This window comes from Candidatus Hydrogenedentota bacterium (assembly GCA_012730045.1).
Classification (GTDB): Bacteria; Hydrogenedentota; Hydrogenedentia; order Hydrogenedentales; family CAITNO01; genus JAAYBR01.
This window is the reverse complement of the sequence record JAAYBR010000136.1, coordinates 1-22,667: the sequence shown is the minus strand read 5'-3', so window position 1 is coordinate 22,667 and position 22,667 is coordinate 1. Positions and strand designations below refer to the sequence as shown.

The 22,667-nt window shown below is 68.5% G+C and carries 12 protein-coding genes; 2 read left to right on the top strand and 10 right to left on the bottom strand.

What is annotated here, in order from left to right:
• Nucleotide 1 precedes the first annotated feature (1 nt).
• From GXY15_14545 to GXY15_14505, 9 genes are all read right to left on the bottom strand, one after another.
• Nucleotides 2-1,423 carry a hypothetical protein gene (locus GXY15_14545; GenBank protein ID NLV42428.1) on the bottom strand — a complete coding sequence of 474 codons (1,422 nt, stop codon included), beginning with the start codon at nt 1,421-1,423 and terminating at the stop codon, nt 2-4.
• A gap of 36 nt (nt 1,424-1,459) precedes the next feature.
• Complete coding sequence (locus GXY15_14540; protein NLV42427.1) at nt 1,460-2,518, bottom strand: alcohol dehydrogenase catalytic domain-containing protein; 1,059 nt, start codon at nt 2,516-2,518, stop codon at nt 1,460-1,462.
• 104 nt (nt 2,519-2,622) lie between these two features.
• Nucleotides 2,623-3,990, bottom strand: a complete 1,368-nt coding sequence (locus GXY15_14535) for a Gfo/Idh/MocA family oxidoreductase (GenBank protein NLV42426.1) — start codon at nt 3,988-3,990, stop codon at nt 2,623-2,625.
• Nucleotides 3,991-4,183: 193 nt separating this feature from the next.
• Nucleotides 4,184-8,377, bottom strand: coding sequence for a PASTA domain-containing protein (locus GXY15_14530; GenBank protein ID NLV42425.1), 4,194 nt, complete (start codon nt 8,375-8,377; stop codon nt 4,184-4,186).
• Nucleotides 8,378-8,514: 137 nt separating this feature from the next.
• Nucleotides 8,515-9,243 (bottom strand): NAD-dependent deacylase, encoded by a 729-nt coding sequence (locus GXY15_14525; GenBank protein ID NLV42424.1) that lies wholly within the window; start codon nt 9,241-9,243, stop codon nt 8,515-8,517.
• A gap of 26 nt (nt 9,244-9,269) precedes the next feature.
• Nucleotides 9,270-10,610 (bottom strand): serine--tRNA ligase, encoded by a 1,341-nt coding sequence (serS, locus tag GXY15_14520; GenBank protein ID NLV42423.1) that lies wholly within the window; start codon nt 10,608-10,610, stop codon nt 9,270-9,272.
• A 111-nt stretch (nt 10,611-10,721) separates the two neighbouring features.
• A complete protein-coding gene (locus GXY15_14515) occupies nt 10,722-11,645 on the bottom strand; it encodes a ParB/RepB/Spo0J family partition protein (protein NLV42422.1) in 924 nt (307 codons plus the stop codon).
• Nucleotides 11,638-12,396, bottom strand: coding sequence for a ParA family protein (locus GXY15_14510; protein NLV42421.1), 759 nt, complete (start codon nt 12,394-12,396; stop codon nt 11,638-11,640). Before GXY15_14510 ends, GXY15_14515 begins: the two co-directional genes overlap by 8 nt.
• 306 nt (nt 12,397-12,702) lie before the next feature.
• Nucleotides 12,703-14,949: a DUF4034 domain-containing protein gene (locus GXY15_14505; GenBank protein ID NLV42420.1), complete on the bottom strand. Its 2,247-nt coding sequence runs from the start codon at nt 14,947-14,949 to the stop codon at nt 12,703-12,705.
• A 231-nt stretch (nt 14,950-15,180) separates the two neighbouring features.
• Between GXY15_14505 and smc the strand changes: the two genes are divergently transcribed.
• The gene (gene smc / locus GXY15_14500; protein ID NLV42419.1) at nt 15,181-18,759 is read left to right on the top strand and encodes a chromosome segregation protein SMC; all 3,579 of its coding nucleotides are present in this window, start codon (nt 15,181-15,183) and stop codon (nt 18,757-18,759) included.
• A gap of 14 nt (nt 18,760-18,773) precedes the next feature.
• The gene (locus tag GXY15_14495; GenBank protein NLV42418.1) at nt 18,774-19,922 is read left to right on the top strand and encodes a glycosyltransferase family 4 protein; all 1,149 of its coding nucleotides are present in this window, start codon (nt 18,774-18,776) and stop codon (nt 19,920-19,922) included.
• Nucleotides 19,923-19,938: 16 nt separating this feature from the next.
• Here the strand turns inward: GXY15_14495 and GXY15_14490 are convergent, their stop codons facing one another.
• Nucleotides 19,939-22,425, bottom strand: a complete 2,487-nt coding sequence (locus tag GXY15_14490; GenBank protein ID NLV42417.1) for an alpha-mannosidase — start codon at nt 22,423-22,425, stop codon at nt 19,939-19,941.
• Nucleotides 22,426-22,667 lie beyond the last annotated feature (242 nt).

Sequence of the window (22,667 nt, the reverse complement as noted above, 5' to 3'; positions counted from 1 at the left end):
CTCAGTTTGCGGGGGCCGCCGCCACGCGGGCCGCGCCGCCGCCGGTGACCCCGGCCACCGCCTTGTCCGTGAGGGCCTTGAAGTAGGCCTCGGCGTTGGGGCCGAACCAGCTCATGAAGCCGGTTTCGTAGTCAAGCTTGCCCTCGTCCTCGAGCGCGTTGTAATAGCGGTCGGGGGAGAGGTAGCCGCAGTAGGTGACGCAGAAGCTGGTGGGCCAGAGGTTGATCCCCTTGGCCTCGTACTCCTCGCGCCACGCCTTGCCCACCTCGCCGCTGAAGTCGTAGGGCATGCCCGCGAAGACCACGTCGCCGATGCGGACGGCCTGGATCCACCCCTCGGTGGGCACGCCGAAAAGGCGCGCGAAGATGGGGGAAATGCGCCACTTGGGCGACAGGGGGCGCATCTGCATGCCGGGCATGCCAACGGGCGCGCCCACGCTGGCGAGGTCCACCTTGTCGTGGAACTCAAGCGCCTGGGTGCTGTCCAGCAGCTTCTTGGCGAGCGCCTGCCCCATGAGGATGATGCGCTCGTTGGGCGAGGGGCCCTCCGGGGCGCGGGGGCCGGAGGATCCGAGGGATCCGCCCAGGTACATGGCGTTCGCGCCGGTCTGCTCCTGCACCGACTTCATGAACTCGCCGGGGTACTCGGCGGTGAAGTCCATCATGCCCGACCCGTAGTTGGTCGGGTGCGCCGAAAAGCGCATGACATAGCAGCGCTCGCCGGTTTCCTTGTCCACCACAAGGTAGTTCAGCATCGAGTCCACCGCCGCGTCGCGGGTGCGGTTGCGGATAAGCTCCGGGGCGTCCACGCCGCCCCATGCGATCTTGGCGGGCTTCATGGACTCGTAGGCCTCCTTGACCGCCTCGGCGTAGGCCGTGGAGATCAGCTCGGGCACCTTCGGGTCGTAGGTGCCCGCCGACACTTTCGCCGCCAGCCCGGGGCCGAAGCCGCCGGGGCCGCAGTGGGTGTGGCTGGCCGTGAAGAGGATGTTGTTCTCCGTGAGCGGGAGGCCCGCCAGCTTCACCTTCTTCCACGTGAGTTCCGCGATGTTCGGCGTGGTGATGAGCATGTCGGAGCCGATGATCGCCACCGTGTCCTTGCCGTCCGCGAGAACGATGGCCTTGGCGTGCAGGCGGTCGCGGACGCCCTTGGAGCGCTTGCCGTCCGGGCGCGCGCCGTAGCCGCCCATGGGTGTGCCGATGGGGGGAGTCATGTCGCGAACGCCCCACCCGGCGCGCAGGGTGCCCGGCGTGTCCGTGATGTCCGACAGCGCCGCGCCCTTTTCAATGTCCGCCACGGCCTGCCTGTAATAGGAGGCCTGGGCGAACTTGGAGTCCTTGTACACGGGCCAGGGGCCGACCACGACGAGGAAGAGCAGGACCACCGCGGCCAGCGCGACGCCGATTCTCTTGAGCCATTTCATCTCATGCGTCTCCATGCCCCTCTGCGGGGCTTTCGGTTAGAAGTCCACGGACGCTTTAAGCACGCCGTCCGCATAGTCCGCCACCAGCTGGAAGGCCTCCTGGGCGCGCTCCAAGGGGAAGGAATGGGTGACCAGGGAGCCCACGTCCAGCCTGCCCGAGGCGGCCAGCGCCAGAGTGGCGGGGTAGTTGCTCAAAAAGCGGCGGCACCATTGTACGCCCAGCCCCCTGCGCCGCGCCACGCTGACCGGCACGGGGTCCTCCTCCGCGCCGCTGATGCCCGTGAGCACCACGCGGCCCGCCGGGCGCGCGCAGTGCATCGCCACCAGGATGCCGTCGGAGCTGTTTGTGCAGTCGAAGGCCACGTCCGCGCCCCGGCCGCCCGTGCGGGAGAAGAGCCAGTCCACCGTGGCGCGCGCCCCCGCGGCCATGCCGCCGGAGGCCGCCTGGAACGCCTCGTCCACGCCGTGCCCGCGCCCGGCCGCCACGCGGCAGGGCAGCAGGTCGGCGCCGTAGACGGCGGCGGCGCCGCAAATCCGGGCCACCTGGGCCGTGAGCAGGCCGATGGGGCCGAGGCCCGCCACAAAGACCGTGTCGCCGGGGCGCAGGCGGGCCAGTTCGACGGTGTGCACGGCGACGGCGGCCGGCTCGATCATGGCGGCGACGGCGGCGGACATGCCCTGGGGGACGGGGAAACAATGGTCTGCGGGGGCAGCCATGTACTCGCGCAGGGCGCCGTCCACGCCGGGGCCGCCGGGAAACACCATGCCCTCGCAGACGTTGTAGCGCCCGGAGCGGCACCATTCGCAGGCGCCGCAGGGAATGCCCGGCTCGACCGCCACCCGGCGGCCGACCAGGCCGGGGTCGGCCCCCTGCCCCGCCGCCTCGACGATGCCTGCGTACTCATGTCCGAGAATGGTCGGGCCCTTGAGCCGGTTTTCGCCGATGCGGCCGTGGAGGAAATAGTGGATGTCCGAGCCGCAGACGCCCACGGACTCCACGCGCACCAGGACCTCGCCGGGGCCGGGGGCGGGCTTCTCCATCTCGATCAGCCGGATTTCCCCCGGTGCAACCCACTGCGCAGCCTTGATCTTCATGAGAATCTCTCCCAAAGCGGTGCACCGTCAACGACGCGCGCTCCTGTGAAAACAAACGCCGCCGGCGCGGCATTTCCCGCGCCGGCGGCCGGGTCATGCGGGGGTCAGCAGGGAAGCTCCCAGCCCTTGCGGTACTCCTTGGTCAGGAGGGCGTTCAGGGCCGGGTTGCTGGTGATCTTCATGGAGGCGACGTCATAGGTGACTTCTTCGCCGTTGGCGTGCAGCGCGATGTTGCCGAAGTTCGCCACCTCGGTGAGGGGGCCGGCGTAGTCGAAGTTGCTCGCGCAGGGCTTGCCGGTCAGCATGCCGTCCACCCAGTTCTTGTAGGGGCTCTGCCCCGGAATGCGCTCGATGGTCCTCTCCGGCTTGGTGTAGTCCTTCATGGCCGCCGCGGGCAGCAGGCGCGCGTCGCCGCCGTACTCGCCCGCCGTGATGAGGCCCTTCGTGCCGATGAACAGGGAGCCGTTGTCGCCGTCGCCCAGCTTCTCGTCCGCCGGAACCGCCTCGGGGCGCGGGGGCTTCTCGCCGCCGTCGTGCCAGTACACCGTGACGGGCTGCATGTCCGCGCGGGCGGGGAAGGTGAACTTGATGACGGACTTCAGGGGCGCCGTCTGGGCGGACATGCCCTCCTGGCTGACCGTCTGGACGCTGAAGGTCGCCGCGTCGCCGAGCTTGAGGGACCAGAAGGCCGGGTCCATGATGTGGCAGGCCATGTCGCCGATGGCGCCGCAGCCGAAATCCCACCAGCCGCGCCACTTGAAGGGGGCGTAGCCCTTGTTGTAGGGCCGCATGGGCGCGGTGCCGATCCAGAGGTCCCAGTCAATCGTGTCGGGCACGGGCTCCTCGGCCAGCGGCTCCGCGATTCCCTGCGGCCACACCGGGCGGTTGGTCCAGATGTGCGCCTCGGTCACGTCGCCGATGGCCCCGGCCCACAGCATTTCGCACAGGTCGCGGACGCCGTTGCCGCAGTGGCCCTGGTTGCCCATCTGGGTGATGACGCCGGTCTTCTTCGCCGTCTCGCGCAGGAGGCGCGCCTCGGCGATGGTGTGCGTGAGGGGCTTCTGGACATAGACATGCTTGCCCAGGTTCATCGCCATGTACGCGGCCGGGGCGTGGGTGTGGTCCGGGGTGCTGACGCTGCACGCGTCAATCTGGTCCCCCATCTCCTCCAGCATCTTCCGGTAGTCCTTGTACTGCTTCGCGTCGGGAATGCGGTAGAACGTCTCCTCCGTCTGGCTCCAGTCCACGTCGCACAGCGCCACGACGTTGACGTTCTTCTTCAGGCGGAACAGGGACAGGATGTCGTCCTTCCCCTTGCCGCCCGCGCCGATGGCCGCGACGTTGACCTTGTCGTTCGGCGAGAACTTGCGGGGGACCACCTGGGCGGTGTTGGCCCGGGCGATGCCGGCCACAACGGCCGTGGTGGTGGCGGTGGCGAGAAAGGCCCTGCGGGTGAGATCGTGCTTGCTCATGGGTTCAACGGTTCTCCAAGGGTTGGTTGCCTGTGCGGGGCGCGGACCGCCTGCGGGGAGGACACACCGCCCCCTCAGGGTTAGACGCCCCATCCCCGGGGCCGGTTTCGCCGTCCCCGCAAAAAAGACCGGGCCGGGAAGGCCGCGTCGCAACCGTCCCGGCCCGGAAAAACACCCAGTCACATCGCAGACACTACCGCCCGCGCCGCCCAACCACCGCCAGCACCGACAGGGCCAGGGCGGACAGGAACAGGTCGCCCAGACGCTTCTTCAGCCCGTCCGGGGTCATGTCGCCCTTCTGGCAGCCGCAGGCGCCGCAGCCGCCAATCCCCAGCTCATCGCGGTCCAGATAGCCGTCCGTGTTCTTGTCCAGCTCGTCAAAGACGGCGCGCGACAGGGAGGGCAGGGCCGCCAAGGCCTCCTCCCAGCTCAGCTTGCCGTCGCCGTCCGTGTCGGCCTCGTCAAAGAGGGCCGCCAGCAGCTCGCGGGCCTCTTCGGCGTTCGGGCCCTTATAGGCACCCAGCGACACCACCAGGTCCACCGGCGAGCCCGGCGCGCTCTGCGTGCCCCCTGCGGGGCTCTGGGCCATCACCCAGCCCGCCTCAGCCGTCTCATCGTACCGCTCCGTCTCCACGCCGACGGTGAATCCCGCGGCCGTGATCGCGGCGCGGGCGGAGGCGATGGGCGTGTTGACCACGTTGGGCACCGTGGAGGTCTCCCCCTGCTCCTTGCCCAGGGAAACCACGAAGTTCACCGCGGACCCCTTGGCGATCTCGGCACCCGCCGCCGGGGTCTGCCGGATGACGCGGTCCTTGCGCACCGTATCGCTGTACTGCTCGGTCACGGTGCCGACCACCAGGCCGGCGGCCGCAATGTCGGCCTCGGCGTCGGAGCGCAGCTCGCCGACAATGTCCGGCACCACGCCGGGCTCCACGCCGCGGGAAACCACGAAGTCAATGAACGAGCCTGCGGGCACTTCGGATCCGGGGGCCTTGTCCTGGCTGAGCACGATGTCCCGGACCACGGTGTCCGAATACTCGTAGGTGACACTGCCCTCGGCCAGCTGGGCATCCTCAAGAAGACTCTGGGCCGCGGTGCGCGTGCTGCCGACCAAGTTGGGCACGGCCACCGGCGCCGGGCCGCGGGACAGCACCAGACTCACCAGGCTCCCGGGAGTCACTTCCTCGCCCGCCTCGGGGCTCTGGCTGATGACCCTGCCCGCCAGCACCGTCGTGCTGTACTCCTCGGTCACCGCGCCGACCACCAGCCCGGCGTCCGTGATCAGGGTGTTCGCCGTGGCCTGGGGTTTGCCGACCACGTCGGGCACCTCGACCGGCGCCGGCCCCAGGGACACCACGAGGTCCACCGCCGTGCCGGGAACCTTCTCCAGGCCGCCCGCCGGATTCTGGCTGATGACCGACCCCGCGGGCACGGTCTCACTGGTCTCCTCGGTCACCGTGCCAACCACGAATCCAGCCCCGACAATCGCCGCCTCGGCGTCCGCCTGGGGAAGCCCCACCACGTTGGGCACCGGCACGGGCTGCGGTCCAAGGGACACCACGGCGTCCACCGGGTCGCCCACCAGCGCCTGGGTTCCGGCCGCGGGATTCTGGCTGATGACGATGCCTTCGGGCACCGTGTCGCTGAACTCTTCGGGGAACACGCCCACGGTCAGACCGGCCGTGAGCAACACCGTCGCCGCCTCCACCGCCGACAGGCCGACGATGTTTGGCACGTCAACCACGGGCTGCGGCCCGAGCGAGACCACGAGGTCCACCAGAGAACCAGGCAGGGCCATGGCGCCGCCGACGGGACTCTGGGCGATCACCTCGCCCGCGGGAGCGGTGTCGCTGTACTCCTGCGCGACCACGCCAACCTTGAAGCCCGCCCCGGTGATCGTGGCCCGGGCGCTGGCCTCCATCTCTCCGACAACATCGGGCACCGCGACCGGCGCGGGGCCGAGGGAAACGACCAGGTTCACCGCCGATCCGAGTTCCACCGCGGTGTCCGCGACCGGATCCTGGCTGAGAACTGTGCCTGCGGACGCGACGTCATCGTACTGTTCCGTGACCGCCCCCATGATCAAGCCCGCAGCCTGCAGGGTTGTCTCGGCGACGGACTGGGAAAGGCCGACCACGTTGGGCACCAGGACCGGCGCGGGGCCCAGCGAAATAACCAAGGCCACGGACGACCCGGCGGACACGCCGGTGCCCGCCACTGGATCCTGGCTGGCCACACTGCCCGCCGGAATGTCGTCGTCATACGCCTCCGTGATCGGCCCGGCATAGAGCGACGCCGCCGCCAGGGTGTTCTCGGCCGCCAGCTGCACCAGCCCAACCACATTGGGCACCACCACCAGCCCCTCCCACAGGCGCGCCACCCGGTCGGTGGACGCCGTCACCACCCGGCGCTCTGTGGGGGAGAAGGCCACCGAGGTCACCTCGCCCACATGGCCGGTGTACCGCCGCAGTTCCACGCCGGACTGCACGTCCCAGATGATCGCCGAGCCGTCGCGGGACCCCGTCAGCACCTGGAACCCGTCCGGGGCAAACGCCACCGCGGTAACGCCCCGGGAATGGCCGACAAAAATGTGGAGCACCGTGGCGGTGCCCGCATCCCACAGCCGCGCCGTGTTGTCCACAGCCCCCTCCGGAAAAGACCGCGCGCCCGTGAGCACCCGGGTCCCGTCGGGGGAGAAGGCCACAGAACTTACCGGGCCGGTGTGCTGGGCAAAGGTCTTCAGCAGGTTCCCCGTGGCGACATCCCACAGCTTGGCCGTGGTGTCCGAGGAGCCCGTGAGAACCGTCGCGCCGTCCGGCGAGAAGGCCACGGCGTTCACAGCGTCGGAGTGGCCGTTGAAGGTCTGGAGCAGCACGCCCGTCTCGGCGTCCCACAGCTTCGCCTGCAAGTCGGAGGACCCGGTCACCACGGTGCTCCCGTCGGGCGAAAACGCCACGCTGCTCACAGGCAGGCCGTGCCACATGAACGTGCGCAGGTCCGCGCCGCTCGTGCTGTCCCACTGCTTGCCCGTCGTGTCGCTGGACCCGGTCAGAATCCGCGTTCCATCGGCGGAGTACATCGCCGCCGTCACGGCGCCCCAGTGTCCCGTGGCGGAGCCCATGTGCAGCCTCTCAATGCTGGAGCCCGTCTCCCAGGTGAAAGCCCGTCCGTCGTTGGAACCCGTCAGGATGCGGGTGCCATCGGGCGAGAAGGAAACCGCATTGACCGCGCCACGGTGTCCCGTCCGGAGCAGCCGGCCGGTCAGGGTGTCCCACTGGGACGCGAACCCGTCGGCGGAGCCGACAAAGGTGGTTGAGGAATCGGCGGAGAAACAGACGGATCTGATCTCGCCGCTGTGGGCGGAGAGGGTGGAAAAGCCCAGTCCTGTAGCCACATCCCACCGGCGCACGTCGCCGTTGGAAAGGCCGACGGCCAGCATCCCCGTCCCGCTCACGGCCATGGAGGACACCCAGCCGCCCACGCTCAGCGCGGGTTTAAGCCGCCGCTGCAGGGTAAAAACGGGGGGATTGGCCGTGGTGTACGACCACATGCACGCCTCCCAGTAGGGATTGTCGTCATCCCCGCCGCTGCCGCCCGTGATTACCCGGCTGTCCGCGGCAAAGGACACCGCCCACACGCCCCCCCAGTGGGTGTAGGGCAGGGGCTCGGGCAGCGGATCCGGAACCGGGTCAAGGACCGGATTACCTGTGATCAGGGTCCCGCTCATGGTGGTCAGGTTCCAAAGATACGCCGCACCGTAAACGTGGTCGTCGTCCAGAAACGTCACGGAGGAGGCGGTCGCCGCCCAGGCGCCGTCCGGGGAAATGGCCACAGCGAACACGTTGCCGGAATGCGCCAGCATTCCCTGCGCCATGCCCGTGACGCCGTCCCAGATGTACGCCGCGCCCGGAAGCACGGGAACACCGCCCACGGAAAGCCCCGCCGTTCCGGTGATGAGCCGGGAACCGTCCCCCGACAGGGCGACGGAGATCACCTCGCCCCGGGGCTGGGAAGTGGTGCAGATGTGCTCGCCCGTGGCGGCGTCCCACACGCGCGCCGTGAGGTCGGCGGAGCCCGAGGCGATGCGGGTGCCGTCTGCCGACCAGGCGACGGCGGTCACGGTCTGCAGATGGCCGGAAAGCGTGCGCACCAGCAGGCCCGTGTTTGTGTCCACAATGCGGACCGTGGCCCCGGACGCCATGGCGAACTGGCTGCCGTCGGGCGACAGCGCCGCGATGCCGGACATGGCAAACCCGTAGGAGTAGCCGTACTGGCGGATGGGCGTGGTTACCGTGTCGGCCATCACCGGCGCCGCCAGCAGGCACACCAGGGAAAGCAGCACGAACGCGTGCACACCCCGCTTGAGGGAGACCACGGATGACGACATAACCTGTCCTCCTTTTCCGATTACGGCAGCCACGCGCCCCCAAGCGGGGCACGCCGTGACACAGTCTTCTCCAGTGTCGTGTTTATTGTAGCCCCTGCCCCGGTTCTTGTCAAGGATTAATTCGCCCGAACCCGGGCCTACTCCCCCCGGACCAGCCGGGCAAGCGCGGGCAGGGTGACCCCCGCCGGCCCCTCCAGAAAAATGTCCGTGACGCCGTCCGTCAGGCCCGTGGGCGACGTGTTGCACTCAATGACCACCGCGCCGTTCTCCTTGGCCAGACGGGGCAGATGGGCCGCTGGGTACACGAGGGCCGAGGTGCCGACCACCATGAACACGCCGCACCGGCGGGCCAGGGTGTCGGCATGGTGAAGCGCCTGATGGGGAATGACTTCGCCGAAAAGCACGATGTCGGGCTTCATGTAGCCCCCGCACTCGCAGCGGGGCGCGCCCAGGGCGCGCTGGTCGAGGTCCAGTTTCCGCCTTCGGTGGCAGGCCGGGCACACCAGCCAGTCCATGTTCCCATGGTACTCCACCACATTGACGCTGCCGCCGTGGAAATGCAGGGCGTCTATGTTCTGCGTGATGACCGCCTGGACGACCCCCATCTCCTCCAGCTCCGCCAGGGCGAAATGCGCCGGGTTGGGCTTCACGCCCCGAAGGGAGTCGGCCAGTTCATACCACAGCTCCCAGACTCTGTCAGGATTCGCATAAAACGCGTCTATGGTGGCGTATTCCTCGGGGGGATATTTGGACCAAATGCCGCCCGGACTGCGAAAATCCGGAATTCCACTTTCCACGGAAATGCCCGCCCCCGTGAGCACGACCGCGCCTCTGGAGGAACGCAGGGCCTCCGCCGCCCGGATCATGGACTCCTGGTCGTACTGCGCGCCGCTCATTTGGACTCAATGCGCTCCATGCCGCCCATGTAGGGGCGCAGGGCGGGGGGGATCTCGATGGAGCCGTCGGCGCGCTGGCCGTTTTCGAGCACCGCCACGGCGGTGCGGCCCACGGCGAGGCCGGAACCGTTGAGGGTGTGGACAAATTCGGGTTTCTTGCCGCGCTTGAAGCGGATGTTGGCGCGCCGCGCCTGGAAGTCCGTGAAGTTGGAGCAGGAGCTGATCTCGCGGTAGGTGTTCTGGCCGGGGAGCCACACCTCGAGGTCGTAGGTCTTGGCGCTGGAGAAGCCCATGTCGCCGGTGCAGAGGGTGACCACGCGGTAGGCCAGGCCCAGCCTTTGGAGCACGGCCTCGGCGTTGCGGGTGAGCGACTCGAGGGCGTCCCAGGACTCCTCGGGGCGGGTGAACTGCACCATCTCCACCTTGTTGAACTGGTGCTGGCGGATCATGCCGCGCGTGTCCTTGCCGTAGGAGCCGGCCTCGCTGCGGAAGCAGGGGGTGTGGGCCACGTACTTGACCGGCAGCACCGCGTCGTCGAGCATCTCGTCGCGGTGGATGTTGGTCACGGGCACCTCGGCCGTCGGGATAAGCCAGTAGTCGCCCCCCTGCACGCGGAAGAGGTCCTCGGCGAATTTCGGGAGCTGGCCCGTGCCCTGCATGGAGTCGGAGTTGACCATGAGGGGCGCCAGCACCTCGGTGTAGCCGTGCTCGCGGGTGTGCAGGTCGAGCATGAACGCCGCGAGGGCGCGCTCGAGGAGGGCCCCCGGCCCCTTGGACAGGCAGAAGCGCGCCCCGGCGATCTTGGCGGCCCGCTCGAAGTCGAAGAGGCCCAGCCGCTCGCCCAGGTCCACATGGTCCTTCGGCTCGAAGTCGAAGGCGGGCGGCTCGCCCCACACGCGGGCCACGGGGTTGTCGGCGGCGTCGGCCCCCTCGGGCACTGAGACGTCGGGCAGGTTGGGCAGGACCAGCAGGAACTCCCGCGAGGCGGCGTCCAGCTCCCGCACGCGCTCCTCCAGCGCCGCCGCCCGGTCCTTGATCTTCCGCATGGCAACAATGGCCTCGTCAGCTTCGCTAAGAACGCCTCCGTCCGTATTACGGAGAGTGTCAAGCGCATTGGCTGGCAAGAATGCAGTATTCTCTTGCTTCACGCGTCTTGCCCTTGCGATCGCCTCGTTTGCGCGGTTCTGCTCCGCCCGGAGCTGCTCCATCTGGTAGATGGCGGCGCGGCGGTCGGCGTCAAGCTTCAGGAAGGGTTCCAGGTCCACGCGGGCATGCCGCTTGCGCAGGGCCTCGGCCACCCGTTCCGGCTCGTTTCTAAGAATGTTCACGTCAAGCATCGGTTTGAAGCTCCTGGAGTCTGGAGTCTGGAGTCTGGAGTCTTTAGTCTTTAGTCTGAAGCCTGAAGTCTTTAGTCTGCGGCCTGAGGCCTGAAGCCTGAAGCCTGAAAATCAGTTCTTCCGGAGCAGGCTGATGAGCCGGTCGAGGTCGTCGCTGGTGTAGTACTCGATCTCGATGCGGCCCCGCTTGCCGTCGCCCTGGGGCTTCACGAACACCTTGGTGCCCAGCCGCCGCCGCAGGTCGTCCTCGACCCCCGTGATGTTCGGGTCTTTGGCGGGCGCGGGGCGCGCGGGCTTTTTCCGCGCCGTCTCGCGGCTGGCCACGATCTGCTCGACCTGCCGCACGGACAGGCCGTCCTTCGCCGCCCTGCGCGCGAGGGCGAGCTGCTCCGCCGGGGAGGGCAGCCCGAGGATGGCCCGCGCGTGGCCCATGGTCAGCGCGCCTGTGGAGACCATCTCCCCCACCTCGTCGGGGAGCTGGAGGAGCCGCAGGGTGTTGGCCACCGTCGCGCGGCGCTTGCCCACGGCGTCGGCCACCTCCTCCTGCGTCCACTTGAACAGGGCCATCAGGTCGCGGTAGGCCGCGGCCAGCTCCATGGCGTTCAGGTCCTCGCGCTGGACGTTCTCGATGAGGCCCAGCTTGAGCATTTCGTCGTCCGTGACGGGGCGGCACACCGCGGGCACCTTGCGCAGGTCGGCCAGGATGCTCGCGCGGCAGCGCCGTTCGCCGCTGACAATCTCGTATTTTCCATTTGCGCCCGGGCGCACGATGACCGGCTCCTGGACGCCGTCGCGCTTGATGGACGCCGCCAGCTCCGCCAGCGCCTCCTCGTCGAAATGGCGGCGCGGCTGTTTCGGGTTCGGCAGCAGTTCGGTGGGGTCCAGAAAGAGCAGGCGCTCGCCCTCGGCGGGCGGGGCGGCGGCGGGCGCGACGGCCGCCGGAACCTTTGCGGGCGCGGCGTCGAGCGCGGCCGGCTTGCCCCCAAGCAGCGCGTCGAGCCCCCTGCCGAGCTTCTTTTTCTTCATGTCAGACACGGGCGAGCACCTCCTGGGCCAGGGCGGCGTAGGCCTGCGCCCCGGCGGACTTCGGGTCGTACTGGGATATGGGCCGCCCAAAACTGGGGGCCTCGCTGAGGCTCACATTGCGCGGGATCACCGTCTCGAAGACGCGCCCGCCCAGATGGGCCCGCACATCGTCCACCACCTGCCGCGACAGGTTCGTGTGCTGGAACATCGTCAGCAGCACGCCCAGCACCGACAGCCCCGGATTGAACCGGTCGCGCACCAGCACGAAGGTGTTCAGCAGCTCGCTGAGCCCCTCCAGCGCGTAGTACTCGCACTGCAGCGGGATGATCATGCCGTCCGCGGCGACCAGCCCGTTCAGCGTCAGCAGGCTCAGCGACGGCGGACAGTCCACCACGGTCCAGTCGTAGGCCTCCCGCGCGGACGCCAGCGCGTTCCGCAGGCGCGACTCGCGCCCCTCCGCCCCCACCAGCTCCACCTCCGCCCCCACCAGTTCCCGGTTCGACGGCACTGCGAACAGCCCCGGCACCTCCGTCGGCGCCACCGCCTCCGCCAGGGAAATGTGGTTCACCAGCAGGTCATAGGTCGTGTGGGTCACCGTCCCCTTCTCCAGTCCCACGCCCTGCGTGGCGTTCCCCTGCGGGTCCAGGTCCACCAGCAGCACCCGCCGCCCCCCCGCCGCAAGACACGCCGCAAGGTTGACGGAGGTGGTGGTCTTTCCCACCCCGCCCTTCTGGTTCGCTATCGCCACGATACGGCTCATGAGATCCCCTAACTGTCCCTCTGGAAGAACGGGAAACAACGGCCCTCCATCATACGTGCCGACCCCGCGCCGTGTCAAAGCGCCGGGGACCGCCCGGATCGCCGGATAGACAACGCTTTTCGTGCCCGCACCAGGGCGCGGCAGGCGGTACCCCTGCGTGCGCAAAGAGGGCGCGGCAAGCGGCGCCCCTACAGGAGGATTGCCCGGTGTTTTTGTGTGTGCCCGAAGCCTGGGCAGGTAGGGGCGCTGCTTGCCGCGCCCTCTTCGCCGGGGGAGAGGCGGTCACCGGAGAGCACGGAACTCCGCCTATTTCACGAGCATTCGCATCACGCGGGAAAGGATGGCCCCAGGCGTCGGGTTCCGCTCATCCGGATTCCCCGGCGGCTCGCCCTCTATCTGGAACAGATCGGGCCAGGGCGCGTCAAACCGCGCCCAGCGGCGCGCCCGGTTGAACTTTGCCTGCTCATACTCCCACGCGGGCAGGTGCGGCGCGTCCCCAATGCGGTCAAACAGCGCCTTTGCCTTCTCCTTGTCCTTGTGGAAGCAGGCCAGCAGACAGTAGCGGTTCAGGTAGAAGGGAGATTCCGGGAATTCCTCCAGCAACTGGTCAAACCCCTTGGAAACCAACGCCCAGTCCGCCGAATCCCCGTACACCGCCCCGGAGCAGAACTGTACATCAGCCACCATTGCATACATCTTCTCCCCCATGGACTCCCGGGTGCGCTCATGCACTTCGGCGAAAAACTGCCCTATCTGCTTCCGACCGCCCCCCCATCGCGGCAATAGGTTCTGGCAGTAGCTGGAGTACAGGTCCAAGTACCCAGGGTCAAGCGAGAAACCCTTCTCAAAAAGTCCGCGCAGCACGCTGTCCTCGGCGCAGTTTCCCATCGCGACCGTAATCCATGTCGCATAAAGCTGTGGGTCTTTTTCCGGTTTGGACTCCGTTTCAACGCACCACTTCTCCGCCAATTCCAAGTGCTTTTGAAAGCCTTCCCAGCCTTCCGGGGACACTTCGTTTGCCCAACCGTGGCCCCGCGCCGTCCATGCATAGTGAACATGAGACATGGCCAAGGCGATGCGGGGAGTGGTGCTCTCGGGCATCTCACCGGCCCATTTTTCCAGCGCCTCCCTGAAGGCCGGCCTGACATCCTTGTTGAGACTGTCGCTTCCTGACAGGAGACCGTCGTAAAAATGCGCCAGCTGGTACCCGCCGTCCGAATACCTGCTTCTGTGCTTCCTCAAACGGGTCGCGACACTGTCCAAATACCGGGTCTGCCGATTAAGGAAAGCCGTGCCGATTTCAAAGGGAAGAACCTGATACTGGAGCCGTGCGGGAAGGCCTTCAGCCTTCTGGCTATCTCCTTTGGAATTTCCCTCCAGACGGTTCTCGGACACGTCAGCACTTGATGATTCATCGCTGACAAGCATTCCGAAGGAACCGTTTTGACGGCATTCATTCGACCGCACTGCCGCAAAGGCACCGGTGTCCACCACGATCCCGGACCCGGCGTTCTCATTGCAGACATTCTCCAAGACCTCCGCCGTGGTTTCCCAATGGGAAACGCGAATCCCCAAGGCCCTGTTTTTCAGGCATTTGTTTCCCTTCAAGATCCCCTTGGCCCCGAAAAACACGGACATACCGGACAGGCTGGTTTCGGAACAGATGTTTCCCTCCGCAGTGACGGTGGTTCCCGGAGAGCGGATGTCCACTCCGATCTGGCCGCCCGTGCAGGTGTTGCCAACCACGGTGCCAGTGCCGGCCGTGTCCATCGCCACACCACGATTTCCGTTGTCCCGGCATGTGTTGCCCTCAATGTGCGCATTGGCCCGCAAGCATGCACGAATGCCGTCCTCATGGTTCTGCTCGCATGTGTTCCCCCGAACAGTCAGTGTGTCCGGGGACGTGTCGGCAACCATGATTCCACTGAGTCCGTTCGCGCCGCTGCGGTTGCCCGCGACAACCGCCGTGGCTTTCTCGTAAATGACAATGCCCTCTCGACCGCTCTTATGCACCTCGTTTTCCTCGACGGCAACGGAGGTGTCCGCGTCCTTTACATAGATGCCGATCGCGTAGCAGTCCTCCACGCGGCTCTTCCGGATGGATCCCTTCGCTCCTTCCTTATAGAAAACCCCGAACCCGGCGCTGTTGCGGAAGACGCAGTTGGAGACGTCGGCGCGGCCCCCGGCGACGCTGAGCAGGCTGGGGAAATCCGTGCGGCCTTCGGGCGGGGCGGGGCCGGTGTATTCAATGGCCACCCCCTCGAGCGTGAACCCGTCCACTTTGTCGGCCAGGAGGGTCTCTCCCTCAAGCACGGTGGTCTGAAGGATCGTGGTTTCCGGGGATTCGCCCTTGATCCGCAGGGGCTTGGTGATGCGCAGTCCGGCCGGCAGCAGGTGCTTTCCGGCGGCCAGCTCGATGGTGGCCCCGGGCGGCGCGGCCTCGACCGCCGCGGGCAGGGTGGGCTGGTCGGCGGGCACGCGCACCGTGTCCCCCTCCGCGACCGCGCCAAAACACGTGCCAACCACCGCGAACAACAGCATCCAGCGCGCCATGAGACTCCCTTTCCGTTTCACCCGGATGTCCCCAGTATAGGCGATAGCCCGGAATTGTTCAATCCCGGCGCCCGGCGGTTCCGGCGTTGCGTTGCCCCCCCTCCGGAGGGTATGCTTTTGGGGCCCGGAAGACCGCGTCCGCGGGACGCGCCGGGGGAGCCGGAGAACCCACAGTATTTCAGGAAGCAGCTCGGGGGCTTGTTGTTTCCCCTCGAATCATGGACGGGCCGCATGTACTTTAAACAGGTGGAATTGACGGGATTCAAGTCCTTCGCGGACCGGACGGTGCTGCCGCTGGAGCCGGGGGTGACGGCGGTGGTGGGCCCGAACGGGTGCGGCAAGAGCAACATCCTGGACGCGATGCGGTGGGCGCTGGGCGAGCAGAGCGCGAAGGCCCTGCGCGGCGCGCACATGCAGGACGTGATCTTCAACGGGAACAGCCAGCGCCCGGCGACGGGGATGGCGGAGGTCTCGCTGACCTTTGACAACGCGGACGCGGCGCTGCCGGTGGACTTCGGCGAGGTCCAGATCACCCGGCGGGTCTACCGCAGCGGCGAGGGCGAGTATTTCATCAACAAGGCCCCCTGCCGCCTGAAGGACATCCAGGAGCTGTTCATGGACACGGGCGTGGGCACGAACGCCTACTCCCTCATCGGCCAGGGCAAGATAGACCTGGTCATCAGCTCGCGCCCGGAGGACCGGCGCTTCCTCTTCGAGGAGGCGGCGGGCATCATCAAGTACAAGACGCGCAAGCGCGTGGCCATGCGCAAGCTGGAGTCGGCGGACCAGAACATGCTGCGCCTGGGCGACATCATCGCCGAGGTGGAGCGGCAGATGCGCAGCCTGAAGCGGCAGGTGAACGCCGCCATCCGCCACCGGGAGATCACCCAGGCCCTGCGCGAGCTGGAGGTGCGCAACGCGTGGCTCCAGTTCAACGAGCTGAGCGGCCAGATCGCCGACCTGCGGGAGAAGCTGGCCGCCGCCACGGACACCCACGGGAAGCTCTCCGCCGACACCTCGCGCCTGGAGGCGCAGGAGGAGGAGATGAACCTCCAGCGCATCGAGGGGGAGCGCGAGCTCCACGAGCGCCGCGAGCGCGAGCACGCCGTGGACACGGAGATGGAGCGCCTGGAGAGCCAGGCGGCCCTCCTGCGCCAGGAAATCGAATTCTGCAGCCAGCGCGCCCAGTCCGCCGCCGAGGAGCGCCTCTCCCTGGAGGAGCGCGCCAAGGGCTTCTCGCAGGACAAGGGCGCCGCGGGCGAGCGCGCGGAGGCCCTGCGCGCGGAAATCGGGCGGCTGGAGGCCGCCCTCTCGGAGGCGCAGGCCGCCCGCGACGCCGCCGCCGCCGAAACCGCCGGCGCGGAGCACCGCCTGGAGGAGTGCCGCCGCACGGCGCTGGACGCGGTGAACCTCCGCAACCGGTTCCAGACGGAGATTGAGACCCTCGGCGCGACGCTGGCCGGGGTGCTCCAGCAGCTGGAGACCCTCGACACGCAGAGCACCTCGCAGGAGGAGCGCCGCGCGCAGATCGCGGCGCAGGTGGGGGAGACGCGCGCGAAACACGCCGCCACCGAGAAGGACCGGGAGAAGAACGCCGCCGAGCGCGCCAAGCTGGAGGAGAAACGCCGCAAGGCCGCCGCGCGGCTGGCGGAGCTGAACACGAAATGGCAGAACCTCCGCGAGGAGAGGAGCGCCGTCGAGAGCCGCGTCACCTCCCTCAAGGAGCTGCGTGACAGCTATGAGGGCTTCGCCACCGGCGTGCGCGCCGTCATGATGGCCAAGCAGCGCGACTTCCCCGGCATGGGCGGCATCATCGGCCCCGTGGGCGACCTCATCTCGACGGACAACACCTACCTTCAGGCCATTGAGGCCGCCCTCGGCGGAAACATCAACAACGTCATCGTGGAGAACGCCGACGACGCGAAGGCCGCCATCGCTTTCCTCAAGGAGCACAAGGCGGGCCGCGTCACCTTCCTCCCCCTGGACACGATCCGTCCGGGACGCCACGAGGAGGAACTGTCTCTGCGCGGCGTCCGGGGCGTCATCGGCCTCGCGATTGACCGTGTCCAGTGCGAGGCCCGGCTGATGCCCGCCGTGGAGTATCTGCTGTACAACACGGTCATCGTGGAAACCATTGACGACGCCATCCGCATCGCCCGCACGGAGAAGAAGTACCCGCGCATGGTCACCCTGGAGGGCGAGATGATCTCGCCGGCGGGCGCCGTCACCGGCGGCCGCACCCAGCGCGACACGCAGGGCCTCCTCGGCCGCACCGCCGAGATCGAGGATCTGGAGAAACGGGCGGCGCAGGCGAAACAGGACATCGCCGCGACGGTCTCCGAGGCCGCCGGCATCACGGAACGGCAGGAGGCCGCGGCCGCCCAGGCGAAGGAGCTGGACGCGAACGAGAACGCCCTGCGCACCACGCTGAACGAGCTGGGCGTCCTCCTCGCGCGGCAGTCCACGGAGCTGGAAACCCTCGGCAAGACAGGCGACCAGCTTCAGGAGCAGCGGGAGCGCCTCGCGCGCCAGCAGGCCGACCTGGAAGCGCGCCAGGCGGAGGCCCGGGGACGCCTGGAGACCGCCTCCGGCGACGACTCGGCCCACGAGCAGCGCGTCGCCGGGGCGCGGGCCGACTTGGAGGCGCGCCGGACGGTGCTCATGGAGCGCACGGCGGCCCTGTCGGACCTGCGGGTGCGCCTGGCCGAGCTGACGCAGAACCTGGAGGAGGCGGCGCGCCTGCGGGAGCGCGAGGAGCGCGAGCACGAGCAGGCCCTGCGCGAGGCGGAGAAGCGCGTCGGCATGGCGCAGGAGATGCGCGGGCGCATCGCCGAAATCGAGAAAAAGATCGGCGGGCTGCTGGAGGCGGAAAAGGCCCTGTCGGGCGACCGCGAGGCGGCCCACGACCTTGTGCTGGCGTCCCAGCGCGCGCAGCAGGCCCTGATGGAGTCCGTGGAGGCCCTGGGCAAGAAGCTGCGCGGCGTCCGCGACCGCCTGAATTCGGCGCAAAAGGAAATCCACCGGCTGGAGCTGGACTGCACCCAGAAGGAGGACCGCGTCCAGTTCTTCCAGGAGCGGATCGCCGTCGAGTACGGGCTGGCCCTCGGCTCGCTCACGGAGGAGCAGGTGGGCGAGGACGACCTGGACGAGCGGGAGCGCGAGGAGCGCATCAGGCAGCACCGGCAGTCGCTGGAGCGCCTGGGCAACGTGAACCTGGCGGCCATCGAGGAGTACGAGACGCTGGAGAAGCGCGAGAAGTTCCTCAAGGGCCAGGCCGACGACCTCAGCCGCGCCCGCGACGCCCTCCTCGGCGTGGTCAAGCGCATTGACGACACCATCACGCAGATGTTCCTCGACACCTTCAACGAGGTGGCGCGCCACTTCACGGACTACTTCCGCCGCCTGTTCAACGGCGGCCAGGCGCGCATCTACCTCCTCGACGAGACGGACCCGCTGGAGTGCGGCATCGAGATCGAGGCGCGGCCCCCGGGCAAGAAGCCCCAGTCCATCTCGCTCCTGTCGGGCGGCGAGCAGGCCATGACGGCCATCGCCCTCCTCGTGAGCGTCTTCGCCGCCAAGCCCAGCCCCTTCTGCGTGCTGGACGAGGTGGACGCGCCGCTGGACGACGCGAACGTGAAGCGCTTCCTCGACGTCATCGGCGAGTTCACCGAGCACAGCCAGTTCATCATCATCACGCACAACAAGGAGACAATGGCGCGGGCGTCGGCCCTCTTCGGCGTCACCCAGCAGGAGTCCGGCGTCTCCCAGATCGTCTCCGTGCGCCTGGAAGAGGCCCGGGCCGCCAACTGAACGGAGTCCCGCCCATGCCCCCGATCCGCGTGCTGCACCTGTTCAGCAACAGCAAGTGGACCGGGCCCGCGGAGCCCGCGCTGAACATCTGCGTTGCCCTGCGCGGCCTCGGTGTGGACGCCCGCTTCGCCTGCGCGCCTGATGCCGGGGCCTCCGTCAACATGGTTGTCGCCACGGCGCGGGACCGGGGCATCGAGCCGGTCCTCTCATTCCGCCTGAACAAGCACCGGAACCCCTGGCACAACTTCCTCGACCGGCGCGCCCTGCGCCGCTGGATCGCCGCCGAGCGGCCCGACCTGATCCACTGCCACCTCGACAACGACCACGAGATCTCCCTCGCCCCGGCCGCCGCCGCCGGCGTGCCCGTGGTGCGGTCGAGCTATGCGGGAGAAGGCTTCCCCGACACCGCGCGGCACCGCCGTCTGGTCGCCGGGACGGCCCTGCTTCTGGAGCCGTCGGAGCTCGCCCAAAAAAACGACACCGCGCTTTTCGGCATCCCCGGGGAGCGGACAGCCGTGGTGCCGGGCGCCGTGGACACGGAGCGCTTCGACCCGCGCCGTGAGACGCCCGACGGGCGGCGGCGGCTCAACCTGCCGCCCGACGCCTTCGTGCTGGGCATCGTCGCGCGCATGCAGACCCACCGCCACTACGAGGACTTGTTTGAGGCCTTCGCCCGCCTCGCGGCGGAGAATTCCCGGGCGCACCTCGTCGTGGTGGGGCGCGGCACCCACCAGGAGACCGTCGGCTTCGAGCCCGTCCGCCGCCTCGGCCTCGCGGACCGCGTCCACTTCACCGGCTACATCGCCGGGGAGGACTACGTCGGCATGCTCCGCGCCTTCGACGCGGGCGTGCTGCTGGTCCCCGGCAGCGACGGCACCTGCCGCGCCGTGCGCGAGGTGCTGGCCATGGGCAAACCCATGGTTGTCGCCGACCGGGGCATGCTCGCCGAAATCGTCGCCGACGGCCAGACCGGCCTCGTCTGCGACGGCACCCCCGACGGGCTCCACGCGGCCTTCGCCGCCCTCGCCGCCGACCGCGCACGGCGCTCCGCCCTCGGCCGCAACGCCCGCGCCGCCGCCGAGGCGCACCACGCCCTCCCCGTCCAGGCCGGACAGGTCCTCAGTCTCTACGAGCGGGTCTTGCGCCGCACGGCGACCGCTTGAGGAAGATTCCCTCTCCTCAGAGCGGGTTCTCCATCATGTCCGTCTCCACGAGGGCCTTTGCGCCGGGGAAAAGCCGCAGGGTCTTCACCTCGAAGGCGCCGAGGGACACGGGCTGGCTGATGCCCAGGGGGGGCAGGTTCACCACTGTCTCCCGCGCGCGGCCTGTCGGCTCGAAGATGCGGAGGATATGGCCGTTGCCGTCCTCGGCCTCCTTGAACGCGGAAAGCACCGTGACGTCGTCCCCCAGCGTGACCACGGGGAGCGCGGGCGCGGTGCCTGCGCCGGTGGGGAAGAAGGACAGCACGAAGGGCTTCTGGTTGCGGGCGAGGGCCTCGCGGTCCACCGCGTCCATCCGCTCCGCCAGCGGCCCGGCGTTGAACCAGAACCGGAACAGCCGCTCGCCCTGGTCCTGACGGGGGGTCAGGCGGTCCTGCGGGGTGACGGGGCGCTCCCAGATGGGGTGGCCGGAGTAGGCGGGCGAGCGCAGGAGGGACAGCCGCATCGCGCCGTCCATGAAGTCGGAGCCGTGGCTCCCCTCGTTGATGCAGGTGAACGCGAGGCCGTCGGCCTCCGACAGCACGGCGGTCCACTGCTGGGCCACGCACTCGCGGTCGGCGCCGGGCAGCTCGTCGCGCCCGAAAACCACCTGCCCCGCATACTTGGGCGACGCCAACGCGGAGGGCATGACAAGCTTGAGGAGGCGGTCTTTCTCGTTCCAGAAGACGCGGGCCTGCACCTCCACCTCCGTGCCCGCCTTGGGCAGTCGGTAGGTCAGGGCGAGGAAGGAGTCGTTGTACCCCAGGAGCGCCTCGACGACCGTGCGCGCGTCGCCGTCCTCGATCACGCGGACCGGGTCGAGCGTCCCGGCCACGCCCGCGATCTCGGCGGCCTTCTCCGGCGACAGGGGCGTGAAGTGCCCGACAGGCTCGCGCCAGCCGTTGTAGCGCATGCCCCACGGGTCCGCGTCGTCCTTCATGACCAGCGGCAGGAAGGCACCCGGGCCGAGCACGCCGCGCCCGCCGACGGCGAAGCGGTCGGCGAGGCCGGTGGCGCAGTTGATGTCCACGGCGAGGGCGCCGTTGTCGAAGCGGAGCACGCCGTTCTCCGGCGCGATTTCCGGTTTCGGCTTGGCGGGCAGCACCCGCTCCAGGGTGCATTCAAACCGGTTCATCGTGTTCGGGGCCAGCTCCGCCTCGAAGACCACCCGCTTGCGCCAGTCGAGGTTGATGTTGCCGTGCTGCTGCTCGCACTGGCAGGGCAGGGCCGCGCCGTTCCGCCGGACCACGGGCAGGGTGTACTGCTCCTCCCAGTTGGCGTCGGGCAGGTTGAACTCGCACTCGAAGACGCCGCGCACCGGGAAGGGGTGCGGGTTCCACGCAAACACGGGAATCTGCCCCTCCGGGGCGCGCGGCTGGCCCGAGGCCAGGGCGAAGAAAAGGCGCGCCCGCTCGCGGGAAAGCAGCTCCAGGCCGTGGTCGAAGAGGCGGAGAGCCGCATCCTCGACGGGCTGGATGGACGACCCGGGGAGGATGTCATGGAACTGGCCGAAGAGCAGGTCGCGCCGCGCCTCGCGGAGGGCGGCGGCGGGGCACTCCGCAACGCCGTTCAGCGCCGCCGTGGACGCCATCTTCTCCATGGCGAACAGCTCGCCCTCCAGCAGGCGGTGCTTCTGCTTCAGGCGCACCTGCGAGGTGTAGCAGCCCACGCCCCACGCGTTCAGGTCAGCCGCGTGGCGCCCGCGGGGCGGCCCGGACGCCGCAATCTCGGCGAAGTACCGCTCCGGCGTGCTGTGGACAATCTCCACGTCTTTCGATTCCGCGATGAGGGCCGTGAGGTCCTCCAAATCCTTGTGCGACGGGCCGCCGCCGTGGTTGCCGACGCCCCAGAGCACCAGCCCGGTCTCCCGCGCGGCGTTGTCCTCCATGAATTTCTCGATCTTCCCGCGCGCCTTGCCGAGCTGGGAGTTGTACCACGCAATGAATCGGTGCCCCGCCACCTCGGATCCGTCGTAGCCAACCCAGATGAAGTCGCTGTCCGGCAGGGGGCAGTCGTTCTGGTCGGGCCGTCCGAAAAGATAGGCGTCATACCCCGACTTGGCGAGGATCTGCACAATGCCCCGGCTGTGGCCGAAGGGGTCAAAGTTGATGGCGGTCGTCGGCGCGACGCCGAACTTCTCGCGGAAATAGGTCCGCCCCGCGAGGGCGTGGCGCACCAGCGACTCGCCGGAGGGCATGTTGCAGTCCGGCTGGAGAAACCACCCGCCCATGATGTGCCAGCGTCCGTCGCGCACCAGCCGCTGGATGCGCGCAAACAGCTCAGGCTCGTAGGTCTCCACCCACTCGTACAGGACGGCCTCGTTGTGGTTGAAGACAAACGCGCCGAACTTCTCGCACAGGTCGGCGGCCGTGCGGAAGGTGGACAGGGTCTCGGCGGCCCCCTCCTCCCATTCCCACATCCAGACCGGGTCAAGGTGCGCGTTGCAGAGCAGATGAAGGCGTTTCATGGGGATTTCCTTGTGTGCGGGATCCAGGGGGACAGCGCCCCGGACGGGGCGGCGGGTATTATACCCCGAACAGCCGAAAAGGGGCCGAAGCGTGCAGGAATCCGCACCCGCGCAAACACGTCATTGCGAAGGCGCGCAGCGCCTGAAGCAATCTCGTGCCCGCCAACGCCGCACCCAAGTGCGTCATTGCGAGCGAAGCGCGGCAATCTCGTGCCCGCCAACGCCGCACCCAAGTGCGTCAT